Consider the following 13,952-nt stretch of genomic DNA (forward strand, 5'->3'; position numbering starts at 1 on the left):
CGCGCGGGCCGATGCGTGACGACGGCTTCGCGCGGCCTGTCGGAACAGCCTTCCGACGTGTCCGTCCGAACGCGGTCGGGCGCTGGAAGCGGAGCACGGTGGGACCGGCACGCGTCGGACCGGACCACGCCGCGTCTCCCGTGACGTGTGACCACTGCCCCGGCGGGCACTCGCGGCAGCACGACGGGCCGGGCCGCGGGGGTGCGGGCCGGGCGGAGTGTGGTGGCAGGAGGAGGTGCCGGGCGTGGGGATGCGCCGGCTCGGCTGGGAAGTGGAGGCGGGGGCGGCCGCGGTGCGGCGGGCGTTCGCCGCGCCGGGCAGGGAGCGGGACGCGGGCGTCCAGGCGCTGAAGGCGGCGGGCGCCGCCGTCGCGGCCTGGGCGCTCGTCGGCTGGTGGTGGCAGGCGCCGATGGCGCTGATGGCGCCCTGGACGGCCGTCGCCCTCGTCCAGGGCACCGTCTACCGTTCGGTGCGCACCGGCGTGCAGCAGCTGGCGCTGATCACGGCGGGCACCCTCCTCGCCGCGGGCGCGGCCCTCGCCACCGGCAGTGTGATGGGGGCCATTGCGCTCGCCCTGCCGCCCGCGGCCCTGCTCGGCGCGCACAACCGCTTCGGCGACCAGGGCGTCTACGCCCCCACCACGGTGATCTTCGTGCTCGCGTACGGGACGTTCTCCGGCTACGACATCGCGCACCGGCTCGGTGAGGCGGTGGTGGGTGCCGCAATCGGGATCGGCGTCAACGCCCTGCTGCTGCCGCCGGTGCACCTGCGGGGCGTGCGGGAGGCGCTCGCCACCATGGCCGGGGAGAGCACCGGTCTGCTCCGGCAGATGGCCGACGACGTCGAGTCCGGCTGCGACGAGGCCGACGCGCGGCGGTGGAAGGACCGCGCCGGGAGCCTCACGGCGACGCTGGAGGGCCTGCGCAGCGCACGGACGTGGAGCCGGGAGAGCTACCGCTTCAACCCGGGGCACCGGATGCGCCGCGGGGCGCGCCGCCCTCCTCCGATCGAGCACGACCTGTACTGGGAACGCTTCATGGAGCGCCTGGCGGCGCTGGTGGACAACCTCGCCGCGGGCGCGGGGCGGGACCGGGATCTCGCGCTGCCGCCGCCCGCCCGGCTCGGTGTGCTGGCCCGGCTGCTGCGGGCGGTCGCCGATGTCTGCGACTGGGACCGCAGGCGCTGGGACCTGCCGCCGGGTGCGGCCGACCGCGCGGAGCGCGAGGCGGCGGTCGCCCGGGCCGAGGACGCGTTGGCGGACCTCAAGGCCGGGCTGGTCTCGTACGACCAGGAGACGGCCGTGGCACTCGGCGCCGTGGCGGCGTCGGGGCAGCAGCTCCTGGGCCTGGTCCGCGGCGTGGCATGAGTGGCGTGAGTGGCATGAGACCGGTGCCGGCCCGCCGAGGGTGCGCGGGGCGGCGGTCAGCCGTGCCGCGGGAAGGTGGGCAGTGGGACGGTCAGCCGCGCGGGGGGCCGGTTGGCTGCGGGGCGGTCAGCCGTGCCGCGGGGAGGTGGGCTGCGGCTGTGGTCCGGGCTGTGCGGGGACGAGGGCGGTGTCCCAGTCGAGGCGGAGTATGGCGAGGTCGTCGGTGTGACGGTCCGCGTTGAGCTTGCGCACGTCCGCGATGAGCTGGTCGAGCAGGGTGTCGGGATCGGTGACCGGCGCCGTGTTGAGCAGGCGCAGCAGCCCCTCGGTGCCGAGCCGGGTGCGGTGGGTGTCGGTGTGGCCCTCGATGAGGCCGTCCGTGTAGACGGTGAGCGCGCCCCGGGGAGGCAGCGGCACGGTGGTGGCCGGCCAGAGTTCGACGCCGGGGGCGATGCCCAGGGCGACACCGTGCTGCGCGGGGAGCTCGCGTGTGGTGCCCTCGCTGGTGAGCAGCGGCTCGTGGTGTCCGGCCAGGTGGAGGGTGACGGTGCGGGCCCGCAGGTCGAGGGTGAGCAGCGTGCAGGTGGTGAACATGTCGGGACGGCCGCGTTCGGCCAGCAGCATCTGTTCGAGCAGCCGCAGCAGCTCGGGCCCGCGATGCCCCCCGAGGACCAGGGCGCGCCAGGCGATGCGCAGGCAGACGCCGAGGGCGGCCGCGTCGGGTCCGTGGCCGCTGACGTCTCCGACGACGGCGTGCACCAGGTGGTCGCCGGTCTCGACCACGTCCAGGAAGTCCCCGCCTAGCAGGGCGCGCTCGCGGCCGGGGAAGTAGCGGGTGGTGGCGGTGGCCGTCGTGGCGCCGAGCATGAGGGGCGGCAGCAGACCGCGCTCCAGGCGGGCGTTCTCCTGGGCGCGCAGTTCCCCTGCCTGGAGCGCGGCCTTGGCCCGTTCCGCCTGCTTTCGCTGGACGGCGTAGCGGACGACCCGCTGGAGCAGGTCGGGGTCGACCTTGCCCTTGACCAGGTAGTCCTGCGCTCCGGTGGCGAGCGCCTCGACGCCCGCGTGGGTCTCGGAGAGCCCGGTGAGCACGACGACGGCGGTGTCCGGTGCCGCCTCCTGGACGGCGCCGACCAGGCTGAGGCCGGAGCCGTCGGGCAGGTGCAGGTCCAGCAGGACGCAGGCCGCGGGCCGTTCGGCGAGCGCGGTGCGGGCCGCCGCGAGGGTCTTGTGCCAGACGAGGGTGTGCGACAGGCCGGTGTCGACGAGGAGTTCCTCCACGAGGAGGGCGTCACCGGCGTCGTCCTCGACGAGGAGGATGTCGTAGTGCTGCTCGGCAGCGGGCGCGCTCACGAGGTCGCTTCCCCGTCGGTGTCGGGGGTCGTGGGCGTGTGGACGGGGAGGGTGAAGGTGAAGCGGCTGCCGGGGCGGTGCTCGGGGTCGAGGGCGATGGCGCCCCCGTGGAACTCGACCACCTTCTTGCACATGGCCAGTCCGATGCCGTTGCCCGGGTAGGCGTCCTTGGTGTGCAGGCGCTGGAAGATGACGAAGATCTTGTCGGCGAAGTCCGGGTCGATGCCGATGCCGTTGTCGCTGACGGCCAGCCGCCACCGGTCGCCGTCGCGTTCGGCCTCGATCCGGATGCGGGGAGGGGTGTCCGGGGCGCGGAACTTGATCGCGTTCGAGACCAGGTTCTGGAGCAGCATGCCGAGCTGGGTGCGGTCGCCGAGGACGGTGGGCAGCTCGTCCCGGGTGATGACGGCGCCCGTCTCCTCGACGGTGACGCTCAGCGACTCCAGGACGTTGTCGGCGACGGCCTCCAGATCGACGGTGTTCTGCTGGTTGTGGACCCGGCCGACGCGGGAGAAGTCGAGCAGGTCGTTGATGAGGGTCTGCATGCGGTTGGCGCCGTCGACGGCGAAGCCGATGTACTGGTCGGCCCGGTCGTCGAGCTGTCCGCCGTAGCGGCGCTGGAGGAGCTGCGTGAAGCTCGACACCTTCCGCAGCGGTTCCTGGAGGTCGTGCGAGGCGACGTAGGCGAACTGCTCCAGCTCCGCGTTGGAACGCTGGAGGTCCGCCGTCTGCTCGTCCAGGAGCCTGCGGCTCTCCTCCGCGGCCTTCAGCTCGTCGACGAGCCGGCGGCGCATGGCCTCGACGTCGGCGCCGAGCGCCCGCAGGTCGGCGGGGCCCGCGGTGTCCACGGGCTGGTCGAAGCGGCCGGCGGCGACCGTGCGCGCCTGCGCCCGCAGGCGGGCGAGCGGTTCGGTGATGCCGCGGCGTACGCCTTCGAAGGCGAGCAGCGCGAGAAGGGCGACCAGGACGGCGATCGCGCCGAGGACCGCGTTGCGCAGCAGGGCCGCGCGGTCGAGGGCGTCACGCGCGGAGGACCGGACGTCCTGGAGGTGCTCCTGCTGGGCCTCGCTCGCGTCGCGGACGGCGTCGAAGAGCCTCTTGCCCTCGGCGGTGGTCGTGTCGGCCGCCTCGGGCGCCGGGGAGTCGGCGAGGGGACGGGCGAAGCGCTGCTGCCAGGCTTCGGCCGCCGATTCGACGGCGGCGAGATCGGCCAGACCGCGCGAGTCGCCGCGCACGAGCGAGTGGAGTCGCTTCGCCGCCGCCTCCTGGTCGGCCAGGCCCTTCTCCCAGGGGGCGAGGAATTCCTTCTGGCCCGACAGCCCGTAGCCGCGGACACCGGTCTCCTGGTTGAGCAGCGCGGCTTCCAGCCGCTCCGCCTCGATCAGCGCGGGCGAGTGGACGTCCACCAGCCGACCGGTGACGTCCGAGGTGCGTGTGAGGGACCACACACCGAGGGCGAGCAGGCCGAGGAGGACGGCGAGGGCCGTGGACACGCCGACGACGAGCCACTGCCGTGTCGTCCACCGGCCCGCACCCCGATGGTCCTCGCCGAGCCCCTCGCCGGGCCCCGTGGTTCGGTGGGCCCCTCCGGGCGCTGATGCGCCGTCGACCGTGCTGTCCGTCATGACTGCCCCTCCCCTGCACCGCCTCTCCTGGGGTAGGCAGGCGGCCAACTGTACCCTCACGGCAACAGTCGTTGTCGGGCGAGGAGGGGACCATCTAAGGTGAGCTCATGCATACTCCCGCCCGTCCACGCCGGTCCGGCTCCCGCTGGTGACCGAGGCCCCCAAGGGCGCGGCGGCCGTACCGGCCGGCGGCCCCGGACGGACGGTCGCACCGTCGGACCGCGCACCCGCCCCGAGCCGGTGCGCATGACCGCCTTCCCCCCTTCGAGCCGCCGCCCCGGCGGGCACGGCGCCGAGCGAACCCGGAGCACACAGTGATGACCGCAGCACCCCCCTACGACGTGCTTCTGGTCGAGGACGACGTCGCCGACGCCATGCTCATCGAGGACGCCCTGAGTGCTCACGGCGCGCGGAACCTGACGAAGGTGGAGGACGGCGTCGCGGCGCTGGAGTACCTCCGCGACACGTCGAACCCGCGGCCCGACCTGATCGTGCTCGATCTGAACATGCCCCGGATGAACGGCCGCGAGCTGCTGGCGATCGTGAAGGCGGACGAGAACCTGCGGTCGATCCCGGTGGTGGTGCTGACGACGTCCTCCGCGCCGGACGACGTGACCGACGCCTACCACCACTACGCCAACGCGTATGTGACCAAGCCGGTGAACCTCGACGAGTTCGAGCGCGCCGTGCAGAGCATCGACGCGTTCTACCTCGACACGATCACCAAGCCGCCGCGCTCGTAGTTCGTAGCCCGTCTTTCGTGATCTCGCGGACCGGCGGGGCGGGCGGCGCCGGCCACTCACGGTCCGGTCCGGGCGGGCTCCTGGTCATCCGGACGGGGCGAGGTTGCGCGGTCCGGCCGCCGCCCGGGCTCACGTGGCGGCCCCGTCCGCCGCAGCGGCAGTGGCGGCGGCGAAGTGCTGGAGCAGCGCGGTCGCGACGGGGGCGACGACCTCGGGCGCGATCATGTGGCCCATGGACGGCACCATCAGCAGCCGGGCGCCGGGGACGGCGTCGGCGATCAGCCGGCCGTGACCGGGCTTGGCCGGCTCGTGGGTGCCCTCGACCACCAGGGTCGGAGTGCGCACGGTGCCGAGCAGTCCGGTGGGCTCGACCTCGGGGTCGGCCATCCCGGCGAGCCGGTGGTTGGCGGTGGTCCGCGGATCGCGCGAGCGGTCGAACAGGGTCTCCTCCAGCCGCCGCTGGGCGTCCTCGTCGAACGGCAGCGCCGTCCCGTTCATGATCCGCGCCGTGGCGATCTGGAGATCGACGGCCTCGGCCCGGTCACGGGGCGGGGCGGCGGTGATGGCCGCCCGGAAGAAGTCGATGAACTCCGGACGCGGTTCCGGAAGGCTCCCGGCCGGCTGCGGTTCGCCGAGCAGGGCGCGCATCAGCACCTGCCCCTCCCGTTCGCCGAGCGGGGAGGAGCCGATGACGGTGAGGCTCTCCAGCCGCTCGGGGTGTTCCGCGGCGATCCACTGGGCGATCAATCCGCCCGCCGAGTGGCCGACCACATGCGCCCTGTCGATACCGAGGGCGTCCATCAGGCCGAGCGCGTCGTCCTTGAGCGCGGCCCAGGTGTAGGGGTGGGTCTCGAAGTCGCGGGCCGTGGAGCGGCCCACGTCCCGGTGGTCGTAGCGGACGACCCGGTGTCCGGCGGCCGCGAGACGGCCCACGAACTCGTCGGGCCACAGCAGGCCCTGGGTCATCGAGCCCATCACGAGCAGGACCACCGGGCCGGCCGGATCGCCGAACTCCTCGGTCCACAGCTCGATGTCGCCCACCGCGATCAGCTGTCCCTGTGCGTGCATCCGTGTGTCCGTTCTTCGTGCGGCCTGCTGTCGCCTGCCGTGTGTCCTGGTGTCTGCCGTGTTCTGGTGTCTGCTGTGTGCTGCTGCGTTTTTCTGCCTGCTGCACGCTGCTGTCCGCCGCCGCGTGCTGTGCGCCGCTTCGTGCTGTGCCGCTGCGTGCTGTGCCGCCGCGTACTTCGTGCTTCGTGCTTCGTGCTTCGTGCTTCGTGCTGCTGACGGGAACGACTCTGCCGGACCGGGCCACCGGTGCCATCCGTAGCACCACTGGTGGTGGTCACGGGGGCCGCGCCGGACCGCCCGTGTCCGCGAACTCCCCCGAAAATGTCCGCGATCGGTAACGGACGCATCCGACACCGCACTTCCCCCGTCCTGCCAGGTGGTTCCGAAGGGACCGGCACGACAGGCGACAGGGCGGAAGCGGGGGCGGACATGGCACGGCACGGTGGCGAGCGGAGCTGGTACGGCAAGGCGGTCGGGGCGGCACTCGGGGTGACGATGCTGGCCGTCGGCGCCTCGGTGTGGACCGCGCAAGCCGGCGCCGTGGGCGGCCCCTCTCCTCAAGCCACCGCCTCCGCGAAGCCGGACGCGGCCGTCGAGCGGGTCTCGGCCGAGATCGCCCACGCCTCCGACAAGGGGCCACGCGGCGTCAACATCACCATCGACGACGGCCCCGACCCCCAGTGGACTCCCCAAGTGCTCGACCTGCTGCGCGAGTACGGGGTGAAGGCCACGTTCTGCGTGACCGGGATCCAGGCGCAGGCGCACCCGGACCTCGTGAAGGACGTGGTCGCGGCAGGGCACCTGCTGTGCGACCACTCGGTGTCCCACGACACCACCATGGACAAGAAGTCCGAGGAGTACCAGTCGCGGGAGATCCTCGACGCCGAGCGCATGATCACGGAGGCGTCCGGAGGCGTCCGCCCCCTGTACTACCGGGCACCCGGCGGGGCCTTCACCCCGTACAGCCGCGAGCTGGCCGCCTCCCGTGGCATGCGCCCGCTCGGCTGGAACGTCGACACCAAGGACTTCGAGCGGCCCGGCGCGGACGCCATCGTCGAGACCGTCGAACGGGAACTCCCCAACGGGCCGACCCTCCTGTTCCACGACGCGGGCGGCGACCGCTCCCAGACCGTCGAGGCCCTGCGCCGCGTGCTCCCCCGGCTCGCCGAGCAGGGGTACGAGTTCGGCTTCCCGGTGCGCTGACCGCCGGCGCCGCCCGGCGGTCAGCGCTCCCGGCGGTCAGCGCTCCCGGCGGTCAGCGCTCCCGGTGGTCAGCAGTCCCGGTGGTCAGCGCTCCCGGCCCAGCAGGCGCACCAGGTCGGCGCGGGAGCTGATGCCCAGCTTCGGATAGACCTTGTAGAGGTGGTACTCCACCGTGCGGGGACTGAGGAACAGCCGCGCCGCGACATCCTTGTTGGAGGCGCCGTCGGCGACCAGACGCGCGATCCGCAGCTCCTGCGGGGTGAGCGCGGCGAGGGCGTCCGGTCCGGCGGGATCGGTGCTCTCCCCCGCCGCGCGCAACTCGCCCCGGGCGCGCTGCTCCCACGGACCGGCGCCGAGGCGCCGGAAGGCTTCCACGGCGTCGCGCAGCCGGTCCCTGGCCTCGGCGATCCGCCGGGCGCGGCGCAGGCGTTCGCCGAGCAGCAGGGCCGTGCGCGCCTGGTCCCAGGCGGCGCCGGGGTCACCGGCGAGGTGGTGCAGCGCCTCCTCCAGCAGTGTCACCGCCTCGCCGTCGTCGGCGGCGACGAGGGCGCGGCAGCGGGCGAGCCGGGCGCGTTCCCGGCCCGACGCGGCGTGGGCCGACCACTGCTCCAGGAAGGCGAGGGCGCCACGGGCGGCCGGTTCGTCACCGGCGGCGGCCGCGGCCTCGACCCGGTCGGCGGCGGAGCCCCAGGCAACCACGGGGCTCCCTGCGCCCGGTCCGGCGGCGGCGAGCGCGGTCAGGCGCCGGTGCGCCAGGTCGAAGCGTCCGAGGCCGAGGTCGAGCATGCCCAGGGCGTAGGAGGCGACCCCGGCGCGGAGTCCGAGCCGGTGGGGGATGGCGATGGCCAGGGCCTCCTGGGCGCGCGTCCGGCAGAGGTCCTCCTGGCCGCGGACGGCGGCGCAGACGGCCAGGTTGGCCAGGTGGGCGGCCGCGGAGTTGGTGAGGCCGGCCTCCCTGGCGAGCGCCAGGCCCTCGGTGGACAGGGCCTCGCTGTGGGCGAATCGGCTGTTCATCCGCTCAGCGGTGGCCGCGTTCTCCAGGACCACCGGCAGCGTACCGGCCAGCGAGGACATCCGGGCGACGGAACCGGCCCGTGCCCCGTACCCGGCGGCGGCGTCGCTCTCGCCGAGCAGGCTGGCGGCGGCAGCGGCCCACAGCAGGGCGGCCGCGTCGTCCGCGGTGTCCTCGACCGCCGCCAGGGCTCTCCGGAGCAGGGGCACTCCGCGGTCGCGGTCCCCCGCCTCCAGGGCACCGCATCCGGCGAGCACGGCGCGCAGGAAGGCGTCGCCGGGGTGTTCCGAGCGGGCGTCGGGGTGTTCCGTGGCGGAGCCGGGCTGCTCCGGGCGGGAGGCTGGATCCTCCGGGCGGACGTCGGGCAGGACGTCGGCCGCGTCGTCGGGCTGTTCCGTGACGGAGGCGGGCTGCTCCGGGCGGGTCGCGGGTTGTTCGGGCCGGGACGCGGGCTCCTCCCGGCGGGCGGCGGGCAGGACGTCGACGCGGCGGCCGATGAGGGCGCCGGCCTCGGTGTCGCCCACGCAGGCGGCGGCCTCGGCGGCGTCCGCGAGCAGGGCCAGCCTGCCGGGTGCGCGGTCGGCGGCGTCGAGGAAGATGCGCAGGGCGTCGGCCGCGTCTCCGGAGTTGAGGGCGAATCGGCCGCGCAACTGTGCGAGTTCGGTGAGCAGTGCGGGGTCCTTGGCGTGCTCGTGGGCCGCCGCGAGCGCGCTGTGCGCCTGTCCCGGGCGGCCGCCGAGCCAGGCCGCCGTCGCGGCGTCGGTCAGTCTCCGCGCGCGGGCGTGCGGTTCGGGGGTCAACTGCGCGGCGCGGGTCAGGACATCGGCGGCGTCCGCGTGGCCGCCTCGGGCGCGTGCCCGCTCCGCCGCGGCGGACAGGGCGGCGGCGACGGTCTCGTCGGGGCCGACGGCGGCGGCCGCCAGATGCGCGGCCCTGCGGTCCGCCTCCCCCGCGTCACCGTGGGCGGCGGCCAGGGCTTCGTGCGCGGCACGCCGCTCCGGGGGGCCGGCGGCGGCCTGCACGGCGGAGCGGACGAGCGGGTGGCGGAAGGTGATCGCGGTGGGGCCGGCTTCGATCAGTCCGGCCGCCTCGGCCGGCTCCAGGGCATGGCCCGGCACGTCGAGGCGGGCGGCCGCGGCGAGGATCGCACCGGGATCCCCGCGGCCGTCGAGCGCGGCGACGAGGAGCATCCGGCGGGTGGCGTCGGGCAGCGCGGCCAGCCTGTCCTCGTAGGCGGCGGCGATCCGGTCGCCGAGCGGCAGCGGGTCGGGCAGCGGTTCCCGGCCGCTGAGTTGACCGGGCGTCAGGAGCTCGGCGGTCTCGCGCAGGGCGAGCGGGTTGCCGCCGGTGGCCTCGGTGAGGCGGGCGGCGGCCCGGGGGCTCGGTTCCGTGCCCGTCCAGGAGGCCAGGGCGGTGGCGGCGGCTGCGGCGTCCAGCCCGGTCAGCGGTCGCTGCGGCAGGTCGCGCAGGGTGTGCCGGGTGGCGGGGGTGTCTCGGGTGGCGATCAGCAGGCCCACGGCGCCGGCCTCCAGTCGGCGGGCGGCGAACAGCAGGGCGGCGGCCGAGGCGCGGTCGGCCCAGTGGAAGTCGTCGACGACGCACAGCAGTCCGTGCGGACGGCTCGCCTCCTCCAGCAGCGACAGCACTCCGGCGGCCACCAGGAAGCGGTCGGACTCGGCCGGCGGGGCGGCGAGCCCGAGGGCGCCGTGGACGGCGTCGCGCTGCGGTTCCGGCAGGGCGTCGGTCAGGCCCGCGACCGGCCGCAGCAACTGGTGCAGGGCGGCGAAGGCGAGACCGCTCTCCGGTTCGGCGCCGGTGGCCCGCAGGACTCTCGCGGGGGCGGCCCGCCCGGCGGCGTGGCGCAGCAGCGCCGACTTGCCGACGCCGGGCTCGCCGCGGACCACCAGCGCCCTGCCCGTGCCGGACCGGACGCCGTCGAGGAGTGCGGTCACCGCGGCGAGTTCGGCCGGGCGTCCGGCGATTGCGTCCCCCGGCATGCGACGTGCTCCCTGGCTGCTCATGGGCACGGCCGTGTGCCGTGCGACGCACCGGGCGACTGTACCCCTCGGATGATCAAGGGCGAGGGCCGCCTGATCACGGCCCGGGGCCGCGTGCCCCCGGGCCCGCCCGGAGGGCTGGGGGTAGGGCCGTCCCGTTCAGGGCCGTCCCGTTGACCGGCCCCACCCCGCCGGGCCCGGCGGGGTGGGGCCGGTCAACGACCGGGACCGGTGCGGCACGACCGGGACCGGTGCGGCACGACCGGGGCGGTGCTGGACAACCCGGGTCGGCGCGGCAGCCCGACCGGATCAGAGCGCGGGCGGATCAGGGCGCGGCTGGTGCAAGGGCGGCGTCGACGGCAGCCTGGGCGTGTATTCGTGCCGTGGGGAAGACCGGCACGGGGCTGTCCGCCGCGCCGACGAGGAGTTCTATCTCCGTGCAGCCCAGGACGACGCCTGCCGCTCCGTCGGCGACGAGGGCGCCGATGACCTCCCGATAGGCCGCGCGGGACTCCTCGCGCACCACACCGAGGCAGAGTTCCTCGTAGATGACCCGGTGGACGAGCGCCCTTCCGTCCTCGTCCGGCACGAGGACGTGGAGTCCCGCGGCCTCCATACGTGCCCGGTAGAAGTCCTGCTCCATGGTGAACCGGGTGCCGAGGAGGCCGACCCGGCGTATGCCGGCCGCGCGGACGGCGTCCGCCGTCGCGTCCGCGAGGTGGAGCAGGGGGACCGACACCGCCGCGGCGACCTGGTCGGCGACCTTGTGCATGGTGTTGGTGCACAGCAGCACCATGTCGGCTCCGGCCCTCTCGACGGAGCGCGCCGCCGCGGCGAGGATCTCGCCGGCCTCCGCCCAGCGGCCCTCGGCCTGGAGGACCTCGATCTCCGCGAAGTCCACCGAGTGCAGCACGCAGCGAGCCGAGTGCAGGCCGCCGAGCCGCTCGCGTGTGATGTCGTTCAGCAGCCGGTAGTACTCGGCGGTCGACTCCCAGCTCATACCGCCGATGAGCCCGATCATCTTCATAGCGGATCCACCTCCTTCGACGGCCGATACTGCAGGACCGGCCACATCAAAGCAATCCAAGTATCCACAGCCATCACCATAAGTGACACTTATACGAAGAGTGGCGGGTGCTGGGGATATCCACTCGCCGCCCCGGTCGCCCGGCTGCGACGATTCCCCCATGGAACGAACGTTTGAGGAGCTGGTGGCCGAGGCCGACGCGGCGCCGATGGACGGCTGGGACTTCAGCTGGCTGGAGGGCCGGGCGACCGAGCAGCGCCCTTCCTGGGGCTACCAGCGCGCGATGGGCGAGCGGATGGCACGGGCCACGGCGGCGCTGGACATACAGACCGGCGGCGGCGAGGTGCTGGCGGGTGTGCCGGTTCTGCCACCACTGACGGCCGCCACGGAGTCCTGGCCTCCGAACGTGGCGAAGGCCACGAGGCTGCTGCACCCGCGGGGCGTGGTGGTCGTGGCCGACGCCGACGAGCCTCCCCTGCCGTTCGCCGACGAGGCGTTCGACCTGGTGGTCAGCCGGCATCCGGTGGCCGTCCACTGGGCGGAGACGGCGCGGGTCCTCCGGCCCGGCGGCACGTACTTCTCCCAGCAGGTGGGCCCGGCCAGCGTGTTCGAGCTGGTGGAGTACTTCCTCGGCCCGCAGCCGGCAGAGACGCGCCGCGGGCGCCACCCCGACGACGCGCGCGAGACGGCCGAGGCCGCCGGGCTGGAGGTGACGGACCTGCGCGCGGAGTCGCTTCGCACCGAGTTCCGCGACATCGGCGCGGTGGTCTGGTTCCTGCGCAAGGTGATCTGGATGGTCCCCGGTTTCACCGTCGGCCGGTACGGGGAGCAACTGCGCCGGCTGCACGAGCAGATCGTGCGCGAAGGACCGTTCATCGCCCACACCACACGGTTCCTGATAGAGGCCCGCAAGCCGGTGTGACCTCCACCGCCGCCCCGCCCGGGCACCGCGCCGGCGGGGCACCGCGCCGGCGGGGCAGCGGCTCAGCGGCCGGCGGCTCAGTGGAAGGTGATGAAGCCGTTGCCGTCGCGGTCGTTGGCGGCCTTGGTGTACGCGTGCACGTCGGCGCGGTCACCCGAGGGCTTGTAGAGGTAGACGGTGTCGCGGTCGTTGTTCCACATGAAGTTGCAGTTGTCGCGCCAGGCGACATTGCCTCCGTCGGAGTCGGTGCCGTGGTTTCCGCGGAGCTTCACGTAGTCGCCGGGCTGCAGGTAGTGGTTCGAGGTGAACGTGTGCCGGTTACCGGCCGCGTCCTTCACGATGTAGCCGCGCAGGTTCACCGTCGTGGAGCGCGAGAAGTTCTTGATGGTCACGTACTCGTCGCGGGTGTTGCCCGTGGCGCAGCTGTTGGAGTCCCTCCCGGGCGCGTCGTACTGGATGCCCCAGACCTTCAGTGCGGAGGAGTACTCCGCGGCCTGGGCCGGGGCGGCGGTCAGGGCGGTGAGCGAGCCGGCCGCGAGCGTGACGGCGACGACGGCGTGGGCGCGGGTGCGCATGATGAGGTCCCCCCTCAAATAGTGCTGATGAGCGACCAAACCATACAGAAAAGACGACGTACTGTTTGTCGTTTCAAATTCTCCCTTCGAAGGGATCGGCGATGGTGTAGTGCAGACGATCAGACGCCCGGCCGGGGCGGCGATTCCGGTGCGGGTCTGCCCGGTGCGGCGCGCGTCACGGGGTAGGCGGGGGACGACCGCTGACGCATCGCCTCCGAGGAGCCCGGGATGACCGACGACGCCTATCTGTTTCTGGTGGACAGCACTGCCGTGACGCTCGGGGTGCAGCCGACGGGCGTCGGCGATCTCGCGTGCATGGACACCCCCGCGGTGCGGGCGTGGCTCGACGCCCAGGGGGTGGACGCGACGTCGCCGCTGCTGCGCATCCTCCCGCCCGAGGACACCGCAGCCGTCCCGGAGGACGCCGAACGCCTGCCCGTCCCGCTCAGCGAGGAGGAGTTGGCACGGGTGCGCGGGCAGGAGGCGATGCCGGCGGCCACCGAGATCGAGAAGGAGCTGCTCGCCTACCGCTCCCTGACGGACGGCAGGGAGGACCTGATCAAGCGGGCCCTGTCCGCGGGCGTCCCCGCGCACCGGGTGTCCCAGCTCTCCGGTGAGGATCTCGCCGCCGTGAAGGCTGCCGCCGGCTGACCGCACGGACTCGCACCCGACCCCCGCGCGCCGCCACCGGACCCGGTGCCGGCGGCGGGACAAGCGGCGGGCGCGCCGCACCGGGCCGGTCCCGGCGGGGCCCGCCGCCGTACGGGGCATCGTCCTCCGCCGCCAGGCGGGCCGGGCGGCGGAGGCGGCGAGAGGGAGGCGGCACGACGCCGTGCGCCGCCGCGCCGACGGTCACACGATCCTCACATGGCGGGCCGTTCGGTCCCGATGCGCCGGGCACTCGACGGGCGTCACGCCCTCGAAGCCACCGGGAGACCCGGATGATAGCTGTCGCCCTGCTCCTGCCGCCCTTGTGTCTCGGGCTGGTCATGCTGCTCGACCGCTACGAGGACTACATGCGCGCCTCCAGCCACGCCCCCCGCCACGCGCGGGAGTGAGCGGCA

General features: G+C 74.2%; 11 protein-coding genes. 5 read left to right on the forward strand and 6 right to left on the reverse strand.

The genetic code is table 11. The annotated features are described in order from the left end of the window. Positions 1 to 250 precede the first annotated feature (250 nt). Entirely contained in the window at positions 251 to 1,366 is a 1,116-nt protein-coding gene (locus tag JE024_RS04155) for an aromatic acid exporter family protein (protein ID WP_205376364.1), read from the forward strand. A gap of 126 nt (positions 1,367 to 1,492) precedes the next feature. Here the strand turns inward: JE024_RS04155 and JE024_RS04160 are convergent, their stop codons facing one another. Both JE024_RS04160 and JE024_RS04165 read right to left on the reverse strand, forming a co-directional pair. Further along, positions 1,493 to 2,716 carry a PP2C family protein-serine/threonine phosphatase gene (locus JE024_RS04160; protein ID WP_244882575.1) on the reverse strand — a complete coding sequence of 408 codons (1,224 nt, stop codon included), beginning with the start codon at positions 2,714 to 2,716 and terminating at the stop codon, positions 1,493 to 1,495. Next, positions 2,713 to 4,341 carry a sensor histidine kinase gene (locus tag JE024_RS04165; protein WP_244882577.1) on the reverse strand — a complete coding sequence of 543 codons (1,629 nt, stop codon included), beginning with the start codon at positions 4,339 to 4,341 and terminating at the stop codon, positions 2,713 to 2,715. Before JE024_RS04165 ends, JE024_RS04160 begins: the two co-directional genes overlap by 4 nt. 317 nt (positions 4,342 to 4,658) lie before the next feature. Here JE024_RS04165 and JE024_RS04170 point away from each other — a divergent pair, with 317 nt between their 5' ends. Then, complete coding sequence (locus JE024_RS04170; protein ID WP_205372267.1) at positions 4,659 to 5,084, forward strand: response regulator; 426 nt, start codon at positions 4,659 to 4,661, stop codon at positions 5,082 to 5,084. 129 nt (positions 5,085 to 5,213) lie between these two features. On the opposite strand, the gene JE024_RS04175 is transcribed toward JE024_RS04170, so the two are convergent. Beyond that, entirely contained in the window at positions 5,214 to 6,152 is a 939-nt protein-coding gene (locus JE024_RS04175) for an alpha/beta fold hydrolase (RefSeq protein ID WP_244882579.1), read from the reverse strand. A gap of 429 nt (positions 6,153 to 6,581) precedes the next feature. Here JE024_RS04175 and JE024_RS04180 point away from each other — a divergent pair, with 429 nt between their 5' ends. Next, entirely contained in the window at positions 6,582 to 7,355 is a 774-nt protein-coding gene (locus JE024_RS04180; RefSeq protein ID WP_205372268.1) for a polysaccharide deacetylase family protein, read from the forward strand. Positions 7,356 to 7,439: 84 nt separating this feature from the next. On the opposite strand, the gene JE024_RS04185 is transcribed toward JE024_RS04180, so the two are convergent. Further along, positions 7,440 to 10,364, reverse strand: coding sequence for a helix-turn-helix transcriptional regulator (locus JE024_RS04185; RefSeq protein WP_205372269.1), 2,925 nt, complete (start codon positions 10,362 to 10,364; stop codon positions 7,440 to 7,442). Between the two features lie 325 nt (positions 10,365 to 10,689). Further along, positions 10,690 to 11,391, reverse strand: coding sequence for an aspartate/glutamate racemase family protein (locus tag JE024_RS04190; RefSeq protein WP_205372270.1), 702 nt, complete (start codon positions 11,389 to 11,391; stop codon positions 10,690 to 10,692). A gap of 160 nt (positions 11,392 to 11,551) precedes the next feature. Here JE024_RS04190 and JE024_RS04195 point away from each other — a divergent pair, with 160 nt between their 5' ends. After that, entirely contained in the window at positions 11,552 to 12,313 is a 762-nt protein-coding gene (locus JE024_RS04195; protein WP_205372271.1) for a class I SAM-dependent methyltransferase, read from the forward strand. 77 nt (positions 12,314 to 12,390) lie between these two features. Here the strand turns inward: JE024_RS04195 and JE024_RS04200 are convergent, their stop codons facing one another. Beyond that, complete coding sequence (locus JE024_RS04200) at positions 12,391 to 12,888, reverse strand: lamin tail domain-containing protein (RefSeq protein ID WP_205372272.1); 498 nt, start codon at positions 12,886 to 12,888, stop codon at positions 12,391 to 12,393. A 228-nt stretch (positions 12,889 to 13,116) separates the two neighbouring features. Here JE024_RS04200 and JE024_RS04205 point away from each other — a divergent pair, with 228 nt between their 5' ends. After that, on the forward strand, positions 13,117 to 13,539 hold the full coding sequence (locus tag JE024_RS04205; RefSeq protein WP_205372273.1) for a DUF6003 family protein: 423 nt from the start codon (positions 13,117 to 13,119) through the stop codon (positions 13,537 to 13,539). The last annotated feature ends 413 nt before the right edge of the window (positions 13,540 to 13,952 follow it).

It is taken from the genome of Streptomyces zhihengii, from assembly GCF_016919245.1.
In the GTDB taxonomy this organism is placed as follows: Bacteria; Actinomycetota; Actinomycetes; order Streptomycetales; family Streptomycetaceae; genus Streptomyces; species Streptomyces zhihengii.

Coding starts and splice junctions, on each gene's coding strand:
- JE024_RS04205 (WP_205372273.1), top strand. CDS start 13,117: ATGACCGACGACGCCTATCTGTTTCTGGTGGACAGCACTGCCGTGACG.
- JE024_RS04165 (WP_244882577.1), bottom strand. CDS start 4,341: ATGACGGACAGCACGGTCGACGGCGCATCAGCGCCCGGAGGGGCCCAC.
- JE024_RS04200 (WP_205372272.1), bottom strand. CDS start 12,888: ATGCGCACCCGCGCCCACGCCGTCGTCGCCGTCACGCTCGCGGCCGGC.
- JE024_RS04175 (WP_244882579.1), bottom strand. CDS start 6,152: ATGCACGCACAGGGACAGCTGATCGCGGTGGGCGACATCGAGCTGTGG.
- JE024_RS04170 (WP_205372267.1), top strand. CDS start 4,659: ATGACCGCAGCACCCCCCTACGACGTGCTTCTGGTCGAGGACGACGTC.
- JE024_RS04190 (WP_205372270.1), bottom strand. CDS start 11,391: ATGAAGATGATCGGGCTCATCGGCGGTATGAGCTGGGAGTCGACCGCC.
- JE024_RS04195 (WP_205372271.1), top strand. CDS start 11,552: ATGGAACGAACGTTTGAGGAGCTGGTGGCCGAGGCCGACGCGGCGCCG.
- JE024_RS04180 (WP_205372268.1), top strand. CDS start 6,582: ATGGCACGGCACGGTGGCGAGCGGAGCTGGTACGGCAAGGCGGTCGGG.
- JE024_RS04185 (WP_205372269.1), bottom strand. CDS start 10,364: ATGCCGGGGGACGCAATCGCCGGACGCCCGGCCGAACTCGCCGCGGTG.
- JE024_RS04155 (WP_205376364.1), top strand. CDS start 251: ATGCGCCGGCTCGGCTGGGAAGTGGAGGCGGGGGCGGCCGCGGTGCGG.